An 18,665-nucleotide genomic window follows, 5' to 3' on the forward strand; every position below is an offset into this window, starting at 1 on the left:
TAAAATACCAGCAATGGGAATAACTCCAGCCTTTCTTTGTTAGGCTTTCGAACCTCTTGGCACCCAATTAAATAGATTGGGGAAGTAATTTCGAAAAAAATAAACAAAGGATATAGCTATGACAAATCAATTAATATTCCACAGCACCGCTGTACAGTCAGTCAATCACAATAATCAAATTTGGATCACATCTACCGAGCTTTCAAAACTGTTAAAATATTCCGATAGTAAATCTGTAACAAAGATTTATAGCCGAAATTCTGACGAGTTTACCAATAAAATGACAATGGTGGTCAAATTGACTACCAATGGAATAAACAATAGCTTACGTGAAAAATCTGTCCGTATTTTCTCTCTTAGAGGTGCACATTTAGTCGCAATGTTTGCTAATACAGAAATAGCCAAAGAAGTAAGAAAATGGTTACTTGATTTAGCAGATAAAGAAATCGGTATAAGTGAGACTATTTCACTCGAACAACAACAAGCAATTCAACAAGCAGTAAATGAGCGAGTTTATAGAACAGGAGAAAGACATCAAGCTATATATTCAAGGCTACATCAGCAATTCAAAATACCACGTTATCAGGATTTACCAGCGAATAAATTTGAGGAAGCGATTAAGTGGCTGGGTGGTATAACACTGAGGGATTATAAGTCAGTTAATATTGATAATTTAAAACGACAATACAATTATATAGGAACAATTCAGGAATATTATTACAGAATATTTGATTTATATAATGATTGTTTAGCTGATTTTTTAGAGAAAAACAGCCCACATCTTCACTACAATTTTTCAACAGCACTTAATAAGATACAAGTTAATCTGAGTTTATCAATGAATTTTGTTCGTGGTGAATTGCCAAGAATGAATTGCTAATAGTTTGCTGAACACTACAAAAATTTATTTAAGCCGCCTTCGGGTGGTTTTTTATACTTGGAGAAAATTATACACGATTTAGAAAACAAAAAACACTTGACTGTTTAAACGTTTAAACGGATAATATACCAATAATGCGGTTCAGAACGCATAAAATATGAGCTCAACTAAATAGTTGGGCTTTTTTTATGTCCAAATTTAGAGGGTGAGGTCTAAAGCTTACCTTAACCCCTCCAAAACAGTCCCTCATATAACCTCTGTAATTCCAATCGGGATATCAAGTTTGGGGGCATCTCAAGACTACTCTAAGGTGCGTCCATAGTAGCTACGCCGAGCTGAACGCGGCGTATTGTATTATGAAGATTAGTAATTTACACACATCACAGAATCGGTAGCAATGCTAGACACACACATAACTAACATTTAGCTAGTACGCTACCCCTCATTAAATCAAATTAAGAAATAAAAAATGGATAAATATTCTTCACCCGTCTCATATTTCTGGGGCGCTATATGTACGCTGTTTGGCGCTCTAAGTCTGAATGATATTGCTGTTGTGGTGGGTATCATTTTGTCTATAGCAACATTTATCATTAACTGGCTGTATAAACGACGAGATTTTTATCACAAAAAGAACCTGAGAGAGCAATACTATGAAAAAAACAAAAAGAATAGTGACAGGTACGATTTGTAGTGTTTCGGTAATTATCAGTATGGTATTAGCTAATCACTCATCTGAAATCCGAACGAGCGAAGCAGGTCTTGAAATAATTGGTAATGCTGAATCATGCGTTAGAGAGCCATACTATTGTCCTGCGAATGCGTTAACAGTCGGTATTGGATCAACTGTTAATGTTGAGCAAAAAACATATTCAGATGAAGAAATAGCTAAGCGCTGGGTGGATGATATTAAAACGGCTGAACAATGCATTAATCGTCATGCCAATGGTTTTCATCTACCGCAATCAGTCTTTGACGCTGTAACTTCAATTACTTTTAACGTAGGATGCACAAAAATGCGTGCATCAACGATGTATAGATATCTAAATACTGGTGAATACAAAGCCGCGTGTAACGAGTTTCCAAAATGGAATAAAGCGGGTGGTAAAGTTTTGAATGGTTTAGTTGCTCGTCGAGAAAAGGAAAGGGCATTATGTCTATCTTATGCTTTATCATCGCCTCAATAATGGCGGTTAATGATGTCAACGGCTGGGGTTGGTTTTTATTTGTATCGTTATTGTTGAGTGATGAGTTATGTCTAAATTAAATACGTCGCTTATGGTAACGACAATAATATTATTTTTAGTGAGCGGATTTTCAATCTACTTCGCTTTCAGCTGCTGGCAAGATGAAAAAATCGCTAAAGAAAAAATTACAACGCTAACCGTTCAAATCGATCAGTTAAATAAAAACATCGAAAAAAACAATCAAGTCATTGCAGATAATGAATTATCAAAACGTGAACTAGAAAATCAATCACTAGAACGGCAGGAGCAAATTAATGAGCAACTTAAAGATAATGATTGTGCTAAGCAGTTTGTGCCTATGCCTGTTTCTGCAAGCTTGTACAACCGAGCGAAAAATATACGTAAATAGACCGATACCAGCCAGTCTGTTAAATGACTGTCTGCCTAATTTGCCACCTAAATTAATGACGTTCGGCGATAGTTTGAAATACAACGAACATCTGCTCAATGTGATTGAAAAATGCAATTCAGATAAATCATCAATTAGGAAAATAAATGGCGATATTTAATCAAATACCAAAATCAGAAATTAAAAACGATTTCACCCATTACGGGTTGGCGTACGGTATATATCCTATCTATATTTCAAATCATGACACAGAATTACCATCAATCGCCGTTAGAAACTGGTACCCAGAGTGGGGGTTGGATTTATTGCATTTCATGGCTAGCCTAATATGGTGTGAGTGTATGCCTGTGACAATAACAGGCGAAATTAAATAATTATTCAATTTTACTACATAAACTATAAAAATTCACCAGTCCTATAATTTTAAAACTGCATATTTATTCAAATGTCGCCTAAACAGGCATTTCCCCAAGCTCATAGAAATGGGCGACTATTACATAGTACCAATATGTAATAGCCATCAATACCCATTCGAACAGTCATGAGTATCAACTATAGCCCACTGCTACCTGCAAGTAACGGTGGGCATTGTACAGAGATACTAATCAAATGACTACCCTAAATATTGTCTATCGACAAGCAAATGAACTAAAACGGCACAATAATAACGCAAGAACACACTCACCGGCTCAAATTGCACAAATAAAAAACAGCATTATTGAGTTTGGTTGGACAAATCCTATACTAATTGACGAATACGATATTATTATCGCTGCTCATGGTCGATTGGATGCCGCAGATGAGTTAGATTTATCTACAGTTCCGTGTATTGTTTTATCTGGACTAACAGAGACACAAAAACGAGCATATTTAATTGCAGATAATCAACTGGCATTAAATGCTGGCTGGGATATAGAGTTATTACAATCCGAAATTGAGGCATTAAAACTCGAAAATTTTGATATTGATTTATTAGGTTTTGAAAATGAAGAATTATCAAAATTGATAAATGAAACAGAATCGGTTGATATTGATTTCGGAGTGGATGATAGCCGAGGGGTTTCGATAAATTACTTATCTTTCGGTAAGATGAAAATCCCATTGAGCGATGATGAATTAGATAATTTGATAACTTTCTCAGAGCAATATATTAGAGATTATGGCTCATCTTATGGGTTTGCTAGCCACATCATGGAGGGCAAACTATAATGTTAGAGCTTAACTATGATATATCACAGCTTAAAGGCGCCGAGTACAACCCACGATTTATTAGTAAACACGACCAAAATAAATTAGCTGAAAGTTTAAAAGAACTGGGCATTGTAAAACCTATTATTGCTAGGGGCAAATTAATAGTAGCTGGACATCAAAGAACAACCCAGTTACTTAAGTTAGGAATAAAAACCGCTCCTGTTTATATTTTACCTTGTGACACTACAACTTATGATGAGGTGAGATTTAATCAATTTCACAATGGTACTGATTTAGATTCTGGTGATGAAGCTTGCCGTATTAGTGGATTATCAGGGTTAAGTGGTTTTGTTAGTGTTAAACCTAGCCAAATTTCAGGAAACTTCAGGTCAAAGATGGCAGAGGTTCGTAAAGAAATATCAAGGATGATACTTAAATATGGTTCATTCGGAGCAAGTGTTGCAACTGAAAGCGGTGAGGTTATACATTGCGCACAATACGCTTTAGCATCCAAGCTCACTAATTCTAAATTAACGGTTTATGTTATAAAAGATAGTGACAAGTCGAAATATCAGAATTATTTAAATAAGCAATATGGGGTTTTTAGTTATGACCATCTTGATAAAAAAACCTACATTCAAACGTTCGCTCAAAAATTTAGGTTAAGAACTGATAATCAAGGCTCTCGATCAACACTGTATGAAAAGCTAGTTATTCCATATTTAAATAAAAACTCAAATTCAAGGGGAATTGATTTCGGAGCGGGCCAAGGTGATTATGCTAAATTGTTAAGAGGTAAAGGGTTTAATTTACATGATGTTGAATTATTTAGACGCATAGGAGCATCTGATAAATTGGATGTGAGAGCTATTAATTCAATGATAGATAAAATGTGTTATGACTTACGAAATTATGGCCAATATGATTATGTTGTATGTGATAGCGTATTAAATTCGGTTGATAGTGTAGATGCTGAAACGTCGGTAATAAATTTTCTTAAAGGATTGTGTAAGCTAGGAGGGATAATTTTCTTTTCAGGTCGTAGAACTGAATTTGAAGAAATAGCTTTAAGGTCAAATCATTCAAAATCATCAAAAAGCCGGTTAGTGTTCTTGGATAAAAACGGATTTACAGCAAATTACAGAAAAGGGCATTGGTTCTATCAAAAATTTCATTCTCAAAAAGATGTCGAAAACATTATCAAGTCAAATCAATTCGAGTGCATTCATCATATAAATAGTGGCTCGTCTTTTCAAGTTCAGGTAAGAAACACTAAGTTAATAAATAAACAATCTTTAATTGATGCTATTAACTTTGAATTTAATTTACCTTTAAGCGATAAACAAAAAATAGGGCGTGCTGATGATGTTATTAGAGCGTTTACAAGAATATTAGGTGATTAATTATGATAAAGGCGGAAAAGAAAAAGACTAAGCCGAAAATTGAAATCAATTTACAACAAGTCGAAAAGCTAGCTGCTAACGGATTAACTCAGCAACAAATAGCAGATTCACTCGGTATTAGCGTATCAACAATTGAAAGCAGACTAAGAGAAAGTGAGGAATTCAAGGACGCTATAAAAAAAGGAAAAGCAAAAGGTATTGCGATCATAGCCAATCAACTATTTGAGAAAGCTCAAAGTGGCGACACAACATCAATAATTTTTTATTTAAAAACCCAAGGTGGATGGAAAGAGTCGCAGGTAGTTGAGTCAAAAATTAGTTTAGTTGATGAAGTAGCGTTATTAATGGAGGAGATATCAAGTGAGGCAAATTAATGTTAGAGCAGTCGTTGAATGCTTTAAAGTTAAAGCTGAAAGACAAATTCTGGCGTTTAAATAATCTCTATTACATTACTGACAAATCAGGGAAAAAGATTAAGTTTAAAATGACACCTGAGCAATTAGAGTATTTTGAGGGGATGCATACTCGAAATATTATTCTAAAAGCACGTCAATTAGGTTTTACGACAGAAGTCTGCATCATTCAATTGGATGCCGCATTATTTGAATCTGCTAAGTGTGCGTTAATAGCTCACAATCTTGAAGACGCTCAGCGATTATTTAGAGAAAAGACAAAATACGCCTATGACAATCTACCATCTGTAATCAAACAGGCAAACCCTGCAAAAAATGACGCCGCACGTGAGTTGGTTTTTGCTAACGGTGGCTCACTGTATGTAAGCACCTCATTTCGGGGTGGAACGCTCAAATACCTCCACATATCAGAATTCGGGAAGATATGTGCAAAATACCCCGATAAAGCTAAGGAGATTGTTACAGGGGCGTTTGAAGCGGTTGCAACAGGTTGTTTTATCACTATAGAGAGTACCGCAGAGGGTAAAAGTGGATATTTTTACGATTACTGTACTACAGCCGAAAAAGCATTGCTACAAGGAAAATTATTGTCTGCATTAGATTGGAAGTTCTTTTTCTTCTCATGGTGGAAAAATCCGCTTTATGCAATAAAGCCAGTTGAAAGCTTGCCAACTCGTTTAAATGATTATTTCAGCGAGTTAGAAGCAAAATATAAAATTAAGTTAACCGAACAACAAAAAGCTTGGTATCACACTAAAGAGAAAACGCTTGGCGATGATATGAAGCGTGAATATCCATCCATTCCAAGTGAGGCATTTGAGCAGTCTATCGAGGGCGCTTACTACTCTAAACAATTTAGACAGCTATATAAAGATAATCGAATTACGACTTTGCCAGATAACAGTCATTTGCCCGTTTACACATACTGGGATTTAGGTGTCGGAGATTCAACAGCCATATGGTTTGTACGAATGGTTGGTAATGAATTTCATGTTATTGACTATTATGAAAATAGTGGTGAGGGTTTAAGGCATTACATGAAAGTGCTTAAAGATAAAGGACAAAAACTTGGCTATGAGTACGCTGAGCACTGGGCGCCACATGATATTGATAATCGTGAATTATCAGGTGATGGTAAGAGCCGTAAACAGATAGCAAAAGATGGCTACGAGATTGGCGGTGAGAAATACAGCATTAAATTTAATGTAGTTCCAAGGTTAAGCGTTGATGATGGTATCGAATCAGTTCGTGAAATTCTTCCGCTTTGCGCATTTGATTCGAGTAAATGCGAACAAGGTATTGCTAATTTAGAAGCGTATCGAAAAGCATGGGATGATAAAAATGGCTGTTGGAGAGATAAACCGCTTCATGACCACACATCGCACGGTGCGGATGCGTTTAGATATTTTGCTGTGGCTAATCGAAATGCACGTAAACAAGCATTTACAATTCAAATGGAAACGATATTCTAATGAATCATGACATTACTTTTATTCGACCTGAGCACAAACAAGCATCTATTTATTGGGAAAAAATTCGGGATGTTTGTGCAGGCGCTGAAATAATTAAATCAAAAGGTAATCAGTATTTACCTTATTTAGATCCCACAGATAAGAGTGAGCGTAATATAAAACGCAATCAAGATTATATTGCAAGGGCGGTTTTTTATAGCATTACTGGACATACAAAAATTGGTTTAATTGGTATGGCTTTCCGCAAAGATCCAACAATCAGCATACCTAAAAAGTTGGAATATCTCAAAAGTAATGCAGATGGTGCGGGAACAAGTATTTATCAACAATCACAATCAACTCTTGAATCAGTATTAGAAGTTGGTCGCCATGGTCTATATGTTGATTATTCCTCAGATTCTAATGAGGCTATAATTTTATCGTATAAAGCAGAAGATATTATTAATTGGCGAACAAAGCGAATTAACGGCAAAGATAAACTAGTTTTAGTTGTTCTTCGGGAAGTGGTTGAAGTTTCAGACGGATATGGTTTTAAAGATATCACTCAATACAGAGAGTTAGCTATTGAAGATGGCAAGTTCATTTGTAAGGTTTGGCGTCGCAAAGGAGAAAATAACAGCGGACCTTATGAGATTGATTCTATTTATGAGCCAAAACCAAAAAATCAAGATCATTGGCACGAAATTCCATTTACATTTGTTGGCGCTCAAAATAACGATCCAACAATTGATGATTCGCCTTTATCTTCATTAATTGAAATCAATTTAGGACACTACCGTAATAGTGCTGATTATGAGGATAGTTTATTTTTTTGCGGGCAGGTTCAACCGGCAATCATTGGATTAGATACTGAATGGCGAGATTTTTTGGAAAAAAATGGTGTCAAGATTGGATCTCGTACTCCATTATTACTCCCACAAGGAGGTAATTTTGTTTACGCTCAAGCGCAGCCTAACATTTTAGCTAAAGAGGGAATGGACGATAAGCGTAATTACATGGTCGCTTTAGGTGCAAGGTTAATAGAACAAAACTCATCAGCTAAAACTGCCACACAAGCTAATGGTGATCAAACAGCATCAACCTCCGTACTCGGTATATGCTGCTCTAACGTGTCGGAAGCCTATACTATAGTGTTGAAATGGTGCGCTCATTATCTTGGAGTGGTGGTTGAAGATATTGTCTGTTCTATTAATCAAGAATTTATTTCTAGGGTTGCTGATGCAGGTATGATCACCGCTATTGTTAGTTCATGGCAATCTGGTGCAATCAGAGATGAGGATATGATTAGAGTAATGCAAAAAATAGATATCATTGATCCAAGCGCAGATCCTGAAACTGTCAAGCAAGAGCTTAAAGATGCAGAACCTCGATTTGAAAAGGTAGTTTATGACTACTAATGAAAAATTACTCAATGAAATTATATACCATTACGTAATATTGCAGAGTTACGTTAGTCATCTAATTCAAAAATCTACTTCGTTGATCAATAAATCTAATCGTGAATTAATGGCAAAACTGTACATTGTACTCGATGAAATGTCGCATACGAACTTTCAAATAAAAACGCTAAAATCAAAATTGCAGACTGATATTGAAATAACAGGATTAACTCAGCTTATTAATGATGAATTGTCAAAATTTTCAGAATATGAATATAGTTATCGATTAGCACTACTTGAACGCTTACTGCCACCGAATGTTATCTCGAAATACAAGTTACAAAATATTAAATCTGAATTATTGCTCTCTTTGATATTTAACAAACCATTTCAGGGTATGACGTTATTGGATTGGTTAAAAAAATTAGAACAGGATCGGATAAATAGGGTAGTTAACGCTATTAGAAACTCATACGCACAAGGTGATAGTAACGAACAAACGTTAGCAAAAATAAAAGGCACTAAAGATAAAAACTATCGTGACAGTGTACTTGCTGTTGTTGCTGTAAATGCTGCATCAATTATTAAAACAGCTATATCTAATACATCAACGACAGTTCAATCAGTTTTTGCGCAAAAAAATGACAAAATTATCAAATGTAAACAATGGGTGTCAGTACTTGATAATCGAACAACCCCGACTTGTATGATTAGGGATTCATTGTTGTACACATTAGATAACGAACCTATCAGGCATAATGTTCCGTATGGCGATGGACCTGGTCGTATTCATTTTTGTTGCAGATCAATCGAAACACTAGTGATTCGGTCATTTGATGAAATGGGGATTATTATCAATGACGAGGACGTCACGAGAGATTCAATGGAAGGTCAAGTGCCTGCTAAAACATCTTATCTTGAGTGGTTAAAAAAGCAATCACACGAACGTCAGGAACAGATTTTGGGTGTTGAGCGTGCGCGCATGTTGCGAGATGGCGAAATAACGGTAGATCAATTTTTTACAAGAGATGGACACTTTTTAACTCTAGACGAACTACGTCGCATACACTAAGTACCAATTATCTATCACAAGGTTGCTATATGCGACCTTTTTTATTTTAGAGCGAGGCTCAATATCCTAAGGGGAAATTATGTTATTTAGAGAAATTAACCGAAAGTTTTATTCCGAAGCGCAAGAGGGCGGAGATGCTGGCGGAGGCGGAACAAAAGTGACGCCAGAAATTGAAGCAATGATTGAACAGGCTGTTAATGAAAAAACACAAATATTAAAAAATAAAAATAGCGAATTGGTAGGAAAGTTAAAAGATTCATCAGAAAAACTTAAGCAGTTTGACGGTATCGACCCAGAAACTGTTAGAACAATTTTACAGCGATTTTCTGACGACGAGGAAGCTAAACTCATTTCAGCAGGAAAAATCGATGAAGTGTTAAACAAGCGTACAGAGCGATTTAGAAACGAGTTTGATAAAAAGCTTAAGGCTGAACAAGAAAAAGCTGATAACGCCTTAAAAAAGGTTGAAAAATACAGCGGTATTGTTCTTAGCAATCAAATGACTAGTGCCGCATTGAAGGCTGGCGCGTTACCAGAAGCATTAGAGGATATTGGTTTACGTGCTAAAGGCATGTTTATTTTAGGTGATGATGGCGAGGCTGTTGCAATTGGACAAGATGGCGACCCTTTACTTGGTAAAGACGGCAAAACTCCGTTAACACCTCAAGAGTGGGTGGAATCATTAAAAGATAATGCACCACACTTATTTTCAAGAGCCGAAGGTACTGGAGGAGGAGGGCACAAAGCAGGCAGTTCCAATTTAGTCCGTTCGAAAATGACTAGTACGGAAAAACACAATTACATCCAAAAATATGGTCAACAAGCATATTTAAAATTACCAAAATATTAAGAGGAACTTAAATAATGGCAACAACAGTAAATAATAATTTAATCATTTACAATGATCTAGCGCAAACCGCATTTTTAGAGCGACGCCAAGATAACTTAGATGTGTTTAATGTGGCATCTAATGGTGCGATTCTTATTGATAATGAATTAATTGAAGGAGATTTTCGTAAACGAGCATTTTATAAAGTTAATGGCTCTATTGATCCTCGCGATGTTAATTCGGTTGATCCTATCACAGGCAAAAAAATCGGTGCAGGCGAAGCTGTGGGCGTTAAAGTGCCATGGAAATATGGACCTTACGAAACAACAGAAGAAGCATTTAAACGTCGTGGGCGTGATATTTCTGAATTTTCAGAGGTGATCGGCGTTGATGTGGCTGATGCAACATTAGAGGGTTACGTTAAATATGCCATCAATTCTCTAATAGCCGCTATTGGCGCTAATACTGACATGACAGTAATCGCAGATATTGCTACTGATGGAAAGAAAACTTTAACCAAAGGATTGCGCAAATATGGCGATAAATTTAATCGTGTAGCTTTATTTGTTATGCATTCTACAACCTACTTTGACATCGTAGATCAGGCAATGGATAACAAACTATACGAAGAAGCGGGCGTTGTCGTTTATGGTGGACAACCAGGCACATTAGGAAAACCTGTATTAGTTACCGATTCCGCACCAGTGGATTCAATTTTAGGTTTAGTGGCAAGCGCAGTAAAAATTACTGAGTCACAAGCTCCGGGCTTTCGTTCTTATGACATCAATACGCAGGAGAACTTAGCTATCGGATATCGCGCAGAGGGTACTGTTAACATTGACTTACTCGGTTATAGCTGGGATACGTCAAAAGGTACTAATCCAGATTTAACTAAGCTGAGCGATCAAGGTAACTGGATAAAACATTTTGACAGCAATAAATCTACAGCCGGAGTTCTAATTAAACTAGGAACGTCAAACGCTGGTAGTAAAGCTACAAAAGGAAATAATTAAAGAAAAGGGCGGTAATGATGATTAACGTACATCCATCGCCCGACGCTAATAGTTATGTAACCGAGGATGAATTTAAAGTTTTTTGTGAATTGCGCGAAATTGTTTTATCAGTTAAAGCTAGTATTTTATTGACCAATGCAATGGATTATTTAAATGCACTACGATGGAAAGGAAGAAAAACAAAAAGTGGACAACCACTACCGTTTCCACGAACTGATCTTACTTACGACAACGAAAAAATTCCATTCAATAGCATACCTGAAAATGTCAAATTAGCTCAGTGTTGGTTAGCTGTATATTCTCAAGAAACAGAATTAATGCCAGTTAATGAGCAGTCTCACATTGTCCAAGAAACCATCTCGGTTATTTCAGTTCGATATTCAGATAAAGGTGATGGTTCAACTTATACACCATCATTCCCGCTTGTTGACAAACTTTTATCTGATTTCATTAATTCGGATAAATACGCTATTAGTACGAGGGCTATACGATGCTAAAAAGTCGAAATTATGGGAAATATATCAAATTTAGAAAAATTGCGTCAAAGCTAATTGGTAAGTGGGGTGAAGAAGTTATTGTTACTCAAATAACGTTTGAGAAATCTAACAAGGAATGGTTAGATGATAAACAATTAACAAAAACATTTAAAACAATAATGTTATTTATTTCCGCCAATAATAGCGCCTACTTCCAGAGATATCTTCCAATTACAGAAATTCCAAAAGAAGGGGAGTTTGTTATATTCCTGTATTCTGATGATTACTTACCTAGCGTTGACGATATGGTAAAGCGAGGTGATATAACCTACAGGATGAGTGAAGTTAAGAGCCTTAAACCTGCTGATGTTGGGATTTTAAATTTTGCGGTACTCATATGACAACAAATTATATTAAAGCTCAGGATGAAATGTGCAGTACGTTTAAATCTGCATGGAGTAATTCAGTTTCTATTTTAGGTTATGAGCCTGATATTGGATGGAAAAATAAAGCAAAAAAAACGAAGACATTGACAGATAAATTTTTTTGTCTTTTTTCGACACAAACCACCGTCGAGAAGCAAGCAACACTGTCAGGTTATAATGGTATTAAAAGATATCGATCTCAAGGTATTATTATTATTCAAATTTTCTGCCCGAAAAATGAAATCAATTCAGATTTAAAAGGTAAGCAGCTAGCAATTTTAACAAGAAATGCGTTTAGAAAAAATGGATGTAATGTATGGTATAGGAACGCAAGAATTAATGAGCTGAACCAAGAAGAATTATTCTATAGATTTAATATAATTGTTGAATATGAATACGATGAAATCATTTAATAAGATTTGAAAGGGGTAAAAATAATGGGGTGCGAAAAACATAAAATAGACAGTAATATTACTGGTTTATTTATTGCTGAGGAAGAATGCTTAAAATCACTCTCTGCTTCTCCGATATGGCGAGGTATAGAGCCTAATAGTTATTCTGACTTAGGTGGGTCACTAACTCAAGTTAAAAGGGAAACAATTAATCCATCAAGACAAAGTAAAAAAGGTGTTATTGTTGATATGGATGCCACGGCAGGTTTTACCGTTGATATGACAAAAAATATTTTTTCGTGGCTAATGCAGGGTTTTATGTTCGCGGATGCTCGAGAAAAAACTAGTACTTCACCGATATCCGGAGAAACTATAAAAATTACCGATGTTGATACAACTACTTATAATTTAGAAACGAGTTTAAAAAAAGCACCTTTGATTGGCTCACTTATTTACGCAAGTGGATTTAATAGTCTTGCAAATAATGGCGTTAAAACAGTTACCGAATCAACGCCCGTATCAATAACTGTATCAGGCTCTTTAGTTTCTGAATTAAAACCACCAAGTAACTCATGTATCCATGTCGTTGGCATGAAATTTGGCGTAGGAGAATGTAATTTTATTTTAAACGCTGGGGAGAGACCAAAATTAATTATTACCTCAGATAGTATTAAATTTACCGATCTAGGTTTGACGTTAGGAGAACGTATTTTCATTGGTGGAGATGGGACAAACGCAAGATTCAAAAATAATGTCGGATATGCTAGGATTGAAAGTATTTCTGACGCGGAATTAATGTTTGATGACACAACATTTACGCCAGTTTCAGAAATTGGAGATGGTATTTCGTTAGAAATTTATTTTGGTTCTGTAATCCGTAACGAATCAGAACAGGAGAAAATCATCACTCGCTCATATTGCATAGAACGAACGCTTGGTGCCGATGATAAAGGAATACAAGCACAATATGTAAATGGCGCTGTTGCTAATGAATTAACATTAAACTGCTCGACAGCAAGTCTAGTTACGGCTGATATGTCATACATTGCTTGTTCGACAACAAATAAAAAAGGTGGTGAGCGGTTGGCGGGCATGCGTTTACCGCTGGACGCTACTGACGCATTTAACACTTCCTCTAATATTTATCTTCAAAAACTGAGTATTATTGATGGGCAAAATACCAATCCAAAACCGCTATTTGGTTATGTAACTGAAGCAACGATCTCTATTAGTAACAATGTATCAGGTCTGAAAGCTCTATCAATTCTCGGTTCGTTTGATGTATCAGTCGGTAATTTTGATGTATCAGGCTCACTAACTGCGATGTTCAGTACTGTTGATGCCATTGAGGCTATCAAAAATAATGCTGATGTAGGTTTACTAAGTATTTTTGCCGCTAAGAATACGGGCATAATATTTGATATTCCTCTTTTATCGCTTGGTGGGGGTATGTTAAATGTAGAAAAGGACCAGGCTATTACTATCCCTTTAGAGCAGACAGGAGCTGAAAATAAACACGGCTATACACTTATGTATCAACAGTTTAATTATCTTCCAGATATAGCTATGCCATTAAATTAATAAATCAATTATCAGCTCTTTTTAGGGCTTTTTATTTTATGAGGTAAATATGAGTTTATTTGAACAATTTGAAACAGATAAAAACAAAGAACAAGAAGGCGTTGCGATTGAATATGGCGCAAATAAAGATGGAACTATTCCAACTTTTTATATTGGACGTATAGGGGGTAGTGATTCGGCATACCATTTGCGTTTAAAGAAATTATGTGCTCCGTTTAGACGACAAATCGAACTGGACATCATGCAAAATTCAAAAATGCTTGAGTTGCAAGTACAGGCATTTACGGAAACAACACTTAAAGGGTGGTCAAATGTGCTAGATCGTAATGATAGCGAAATCCAATTTACTAAAAATAATGCAATCATCCTATTTAATCAATTGCCAGATTTATTTGCGGATTTAATTAGTCAATCAACAAATATTGAACTTTTCAAAAGAGCTGAAATGGAGGAGAATTTAAAAAACTAATTGAAGTCCTTAATTACCAAAGAGAATATGGTAAACACGAGGACTCTATTATTAAACAATGCATTATAACCCGTTCAGATTTCCCTGATTGGGTTATCAATAAACCTGAGCTTAAGCCTTTTCTTAATTTTTATTTTGATGCCTTTCTTCTTCTGGATTCTGAACGCTCTCATTGTATGGGCGTAACTGCAATACCCGTAACAAGCATGATTAAACTTGCTCAATTTTATTCTCTTGATAGAGAGGAAACGTCAGATTTTATTTATTTAATTAAAGGTATGGATATTGAAAATATGGCAAAAATTGAAGAAAAGCTCAAAAAAGGGAAAAAATGAGATTAAAACAGTTATCAGGCTATATCCATAAACAACTTCTTGTAAAAGCGAACAATAAAACAGTAAAAGCCGCGCTATCGGCTGTTGAAGACTTAGTTAATGTTACACCAGTCGATACTAGCAAAGCTTTGTCTAATTGGTTGGTTTCGGCAGGAAGTTTAACTGATAAATCCGTTAATGCTCATTATGCTGGAAGTTATGCATCGACAAAATACATTAGTCAAGGGGCTACCATTAATGAAGCATTAAAACAGCTCGCTAAAAGGCAATTTGGACAGAAAATTTTTATTCAAAATAATGTTGAATATATAAAAAATCTTGATGAGGGAAGCTCTTCGCAATTTGCTGGAGGATTTAGTGAACGTGCAATCTCTATAATAAGGAGTACGTTAAATGAGTGATTCTATTGTCATAGAAATCTCAGACACAATACCACAAAGTATAGCCTTAAAACTTAAAGATATTGCTATTTATGCTGGTAATGCTGAAGAAAATCTAGCTCGAATGCGTAGTGAATTTAAAAAAATGCTTAACTTTGATCCATTTAAAGACATTAAAGAGGCAATTAAAGGCACTAACGCATCAATTAAAGAATCAATACAAACAGTCAAGGAACAAGTGAACGCATTCTCTGGCGCCAGCGACAAATTAAAAGAAATGGTTAATGCGAGTAAGAGCGTAGAATTAAATAATAAGAACTTAATTACATCGATCAACGCATTAACGCAATCTTATAACTTGCTTGGCAGAGCGGTTAAGTTGGTAAGCGGTTATCTTGGGCTTAATTTTTTGGCCAAAACATCATCAAGTTTGATTGATTATAAAGCACGGATTGATGCGGTTGCGGGTTCTGCTAACGGTGGAAGCGTTGCAATGGAACGATTAGTTAAGCTTGCTAAAAGTACCTACTCATCCTTTGAGCAAACAGCCGAATCATTTTTACAAAACACGATTGCCTTAAAAGATTTAGGTTTAACAACCGACCAGCAATTAACTTATACAGAAGCTTTAAATAACGCGTTATTAGTCTCTGGTATGCGTGGACAAGCTGCCGAAAGTGTAACAACAAGTCTTAATCGTGCAATGATGCTTGGTCAATTAACAGGACAAGGATTAAATACCGTTATTGCGAATGGCGGTGAAGTGGTTGAAGTTTTAGCTAAACAGTTAGGCATTAACGCAAATCAACTACTTGAATATGGGCGAAAAGGTAAAATTACAACTGATGTCATAGCCGAGGCTTTTGTTAGTAACTCTGGAATTATTGCCGAAAAAGCCGCGTTAATGCCAAACCAGATTAACGATGCGATCACTAATCTTCAAACGAGTATTAAACAATATATTTTTAATGTTGATTCTGCATATAAAATCAATGAAAAGGTTGCAAATTCTATTTCTTTTATTTCAGAAAGAATACCTCAATTAGTTAACGTGTTTGGAGTGCTCGGTGTTAGTTACGTTTCAGCGACAGCTTATAATGCTTTATTCAAAACTGGTGTTGATAGCCTGGGTAACAAGACCTTACCTTATGCAATATTAAAGATTAAGGCTTTTACGGCAGCATTAGCATTAAATCCATTTGGTGCATTACTTATAGGGATCACCGCGGTTATTTCTGCATTAACATTTTTTTCTGATGATATAAAGGTCACTGCCGATGAATTTGTAACACTTGGGGATGTTACTCGCATTATATTCGAGGATATTAAAGATTTTGCGGCCAAATCATTAAGTATAGTTAGTGATATTTTCAATAATACAATGTCTTCTATGTCCGGAAATATTGATATTTTTGGAGAAAACATCTTAGGTGTTCTTCAATCGATACAGGCGTTCCATAAGTCCGTGACGAATGAGCTAATTGGGCTAGTTATTGCTTTTGGAAAAACAATAAGTTTAATTTGGAATAATCTTGGTGCAACATGGGAGAATGTTTGGAAAGGTATTTATAATACTTCTCTCAGTTTTATGGAAGCGATGGTTAATGCTTGGCAAGTCCCAATAAGGGGGCTTGTTAAATTGATAGGTTATCTTAATCAGGATATGGCAAACTCTGTCACTAGAGCACTTGATGATGTTATTATATCTTTTGACCATTTAAATTTTTCTGAAGAAGCTAAAAACTTAGCATCTGAATTTAAGGCAGTTTGGAGTACAGCTTTAAATCAGGATTATATAGGAATGGGGATTAATGCTGCATCACAGTATTTTGAGGGAGTAACACAGAGAGTTAGAGTTAAGAAAAATGATGAAAAATGGATTCAAGAGGGATTAATTGACTCAAAAACATTTAAAGGCGCTTCAGTTATGTCAAATGATTTAAAACAATTACTTAATTCGCTTAATCCAACGCGCGCAGCTTTAGAAAATTATTGTGAAAGCATAATTATGCTTGAGAATGCTTATAATAAAGGACAGATAAGCTCAAACGATTTTAATTATTATCTCGCGTTACTAAAAAATCAATATAAGGAGAGTTTAAATCCTCTTAATGCTTATTATAATGAAATAAAGCGTCAATCTGATTTGCTCGATTTAACCGCAGAACAACGCAGGGTTGAAATTGAGTTTTATTCAGTACAACAAGATATGATGGCGAAAGGCATTATTCTAAGTGAGCAAGAAAACGCACTATTACGCGAAAAAATTGCTTTAAAACAGAAAAAGGATGATGCCACATCTCTTCAGGATGGTTTATTGAAAAATTCTTTTGGGCAGAAAGTGAAGGATCATAATCTTTTTCTTGATGCTCTAAATGAAGTGGCAAAATCTGAAAAGTGGGAAAAAAGTGATATCGTGTTAGCTTTAAATAATGACAGTAATAGCTTATTTTATGGTATGTTTGAAGGTACTGGCGAGCTAATTAATGCACAAATTGCACAGTTTGAATACATGTACAATCAAATTGATATCTTAACTGAGAAATTTGGATTAAATCAGGAAACAGCAGGAGCACTACGCGCGCAAGTTTGGGCTGCTCAGCAAAACTTAATTCTCAATCAAGCTAATTCATTTTTTGGTGGTCTTGCAGAAATGCAATATTCCAATAATAAAAAAATGGCAATGATCGGCAAAGCGGCAGCGATATCCCAAGCGATTATTAACACTTATCAATCTGCAACAGCAGCTTATGCATCGATGGCTGGTATTCCTTATGTTGGTCCTGCACTTGGCGCGGCGGCAGCGGCGGCTGCGATTGCCGCAGGTATAGCAAATGTTCAACAAATTAGATCGCAACAAGTAGGATTTATGAATGGGGGATATACAGGCAATATAGGGATAAGCGAGATTGCAGGAGTAGTACATGGCAGGGAATTTGTTATGGATGCTGCCTCAACATCAAGAATTGGTGTAAGTTCTCTACAAGCATTGCAGCGCGGCGATGCAACCATTCAGCAACCAAGTTATTCCCCAGTCTCACAACAAACTGAAGTTATTAACTCTCAGCCTGTGATCAATATTGCTCTAGTTGATAGTGATGAAAAAGCGCGTGAATGGTTATCAGGTCGTGGCGGTGAACAGATAGTCCTTAATCACTTGAGGAATAACGGAGAGGAAGTAAGTAGTATAGTTCGAGGGGCAGCCTAATAAAGTTAATTGGTAACTGCTGTTTTTTATCCGTAGATCCGTAAAACCCCTCCCTAAGGGAGGGGAGATGTCAATCTAGTTCAGGTTCTAGTTTGTCAATAATAATATCATTTTTAAAAGTTACTGCTATATTCCTACTTTGTGGAAATTC

20 protein-coding genes are annotated in these 18,665 nt (G+C 35.8%); all 20 read left to right on the forward strand.

Annotated elements, in window-relative coordinates; all coding sequences use genetic code 11:
* The first annotated feature begins 118 nt into the window (after window positions 1–118).
* The 20 genes from J3U19_RS07845 to J3U19_RS07935 all read left to right on the forward strand — a co-directional run bounded on the left by J3U19_RS07845 (window position 119) and on the right by J3U19_RS07935 (window position 18,514).
* Window positions 119–880: a Bro-N domain-containing protein gene (locus J3U19_RS07845; protein WP_267345969.1), complete on the forward strand. Its 762-nt coding sequence runs from the start codon at window positions 119–121 to the stop codon at window positions 878–880.
* Window positions 881–1,349: 469 nt separating this feature from the next.
* On the forward strand, window positions 1,350–1,574 hold the full coding sequence (locus J3U19_RS11580; RefSeq protein WP_416380229.1) for a phage holin family protein: 225 nt from the start codon (window positions 1,350–1,352) through the stop codon (window positions 1,572–1,574).
* Window positions 1,534–2,067 carry a lysozyme gene (locus tag J3U19_RS07850; RefSeq protein WP_267342128.1) on the forward strand — a complete coding sequence of 178 codons (534 nt, stop codon included), beginning with the start codon at window positions 1,534–1,536 and terminating at the stop codon, window positions 2,065–2,067. Before J3U19_RS11580 ends, J3U19_RS07850 begins: the two co-directional genes overlap by 41 nt.
* 67 nt (window positions 2,068–2,134) lie before the next feature.
* Window positions 2,135–2,476, forward strand: coding sequence for a hypothetical protein (locus J3U19_RS07855; RefSeq protein ID WP_267342129.1), 342 nt, complete (start codon window positions 2,135–2,137; stop codon window positions 2,474–2,476).
* A 609-nt stretch (window positions 2,477–3,085) separates the two neighbouring features.
* Complete coding sequence (locus tag J3U19_RS07860) at window positions 3,086–3,685, forward strand: ParB/Srx family N-terminal domain-containing protein (protein ID WP_267345970.1); 600 nt, start codon at window positions 3,086–3,088, stop codon at window positions 3,683–3,685.
* Window positions 3,685–5,070 (forward strand): ParB N-terminal domain-containing protein, encoded by a 1,386-nt coding sequence (locus J3U19_RS07865; protein ID WP_267345971.1) that lies wholly within the window; start codon window positions 3,685–3,687, stop codon window positions 5,068–5,070. The genes J3U19_RS07860 and J3U19_RS07865 overlap by 1 nt, the downstream gene beginning before the upstream one ends.
* Before the next feature lie 2 nt (window positions 5,071–5,072).
* Window positions 5,073–5,444: a winged helix-turn-helix transcriptional regulator gene (locus J3U19_RS07870; RefSeq protein ID WP_267345972.1), complete on the forward strand. Its 372-nt coding sequence runs from the start codon at window positions 5,073–5,075 to the stop codon at window positions 5,442–5,444.
* Window positions 5,444–6,955 carry a hypothetical protein gene (locus J3U19_RS07875; RefSeq protein ID WP_267345973.1) on the forward strand — a complete coding sequence of 504 codons (1,512 nt, stop codon included), beginning with the start codon at window positions 5,444–5,446 and terminating at the stop codon, window positions 6,953–6,955. Before J3U19_RS07870 ends, J3U19_RS07875 begins: the two co-directional genes overlap by 1 nt.
* Complete coding sequence (locus J3U19_RS07880) at window positions 6,955–8,352, forward strand: DUF4055 domain-containing protein (RefSeq protein WP_267345974.1); 1,398 nt, start codon at window positions 6,955–6,957, stop codon at window positions 8,350–8,352. Before J3U19_RS07875 ends, J3U19_RS07880 begins: the two co-directional genes overlap by 1 nt.
* A complete protein-coding gene (locus tag J3U19_RS07885) occupies window positions 8,342–9,406 on the forward strand; it encodes a hypothetical protein (RefSeq protein WP_267345975.1) in 1,065 nt (354 codons plus the stop codon). Before J3U19_RS07880 ends, J3U19_RS07885 begins: the two co-directional genes overlap by 11 nt.
* A 79-nt stretch (window positions 9,407–9,485) precedes the next feature.
* A complete protein-coding gene (locus tag J3U19_RS07890; protein WP_267345976.1) occupies window positions 9,486–10,256 on the forward strand; it encodes a hypothetical protein in 771 nt (256 codons plus the stop codon).
* A 14-nt stretch (window positions 10,257–10,270) separates the two neighbouring features.
* Window positions 10,271–11,248, forward strand: coding sequence for a major capsid protein (locus J3U19_RS07895; RefSeq protein WP_267342137.1), 978 nt, complete (start codon window positions 10,271–10,273; stop codon window positions 11,246–11,248).
* A gap of 14 nt (window positions 11,249–11,262) precedes the next feature.
* Window positions 11,263–11,745, forward strand: a complete 483-nt coding sequence (locus J3U19_RS07900) for a DnaT-like ssDNA-binding protein (protein ID WP_267345978.1) — start codon at window positions 11,263–11,265, stop codon at window positions 11,743–11,745.
* Window positions 11,739–12,125, forward strand: coding sequence for a hypothetical protein (locus J3U19_RS07905; RefSeq protein WP_267342139.1), 387 nt, complete (start codon window positions 11,739–11,741; stop codon window positions 12,123–12,125). Before J3U19_RS07900 ends, J3U19_RS07905 begins: the two co-directional genes overlap by 7 nt.
* Window positions 12,122–12,562 (forward strand): hypothetical protein, encoded by a 441-nt coding sequence (locus J3U19_RS07910; RefSeq protein WP_267342140.1) that lies wholly within the window; start codon window positions 12,122–12,124, stop codon window positions 12,560–12,562. The genes J3U19_RS07905 and J3U19_RS07910 overlap by 4 nt, the downstream gene beginning before the upstream one ends.
* Before the next feature lie 24 nt (window positions 12,563–12,586).
* Window positions 12,587–14,122 (forward strand): phage tail tube protein, encoded by a 1,536-nt coding sequence (locus tag J3U19_RS07915; RefSeq protein WP_267342141.1) that lies wholly within the window; start codon window positions 12,587–12,589, stop codon window positions 14,120–14,122.
* A gap of 49 nt (window positions 14,123–14,171) precedes the next feature.
* On the forward strand, window positions 14,172–14,591 hold the full coding sequence (locus tag J3U19_RS07920; RefSeq protein ID WP_267342142.1) for a hypothetical protein: 420 nt from the start codon (window positions 14,172–14,174) through the stop codon (window positions 14,589–14,591).
* A 206-nt stretch (window positions 14,592–14,797) separates the two neighbouring features.
* Window positions 14,798–14,926, forward strand: coding sequence for a hypothetical protein (locus J3U19_RS07925; protein ID WP_267342143.1), 129 nt, complete (start codon window positions 14,798–14,800; stop codon window positions 14,924–14,926).
* The gene (locus tag J3U19_RS07930) at window positions 14,923–15,327 is read left to right on the forward strand and encodes a hypothetical protein (protein WP_267345980.1); all 405 of its coding nucleotides are present in this window, start codon (window positions 14,923–14,925) and stop codon (window positions 15,325–15,327) included. Before J3U19_RS07925 ends, J3U19_RS07930 begins: the two co-directional genes overlap by 4 nt.
* Window positions 15,320–18,514 (forward strand): tape measure protein, encoded by a 3,195-nt coding sequence (locus tag J3U19_RS07935; protein ID WP_267345982.1) that lies wholly within the window; start codon window positions 15,320–15,322, stop codon window positions 18,512–18,514. Before J3U19_RS07930 ends, J3U19_RS07935 begins: the two co-directional genes overlap by 8 nt.
* Window positions 18,515–18,665 lie beyond the last annotated feature (151 nt).

Origin of the sequence: Gilliamella sp. B2828 (assembly GCF_026537125.1) — a bacterium.
GTDB lineage: Bacteria > Pseudomonadota > Gammaproteobacteria > Enterobacterales > Orbaceae > Gilliamella.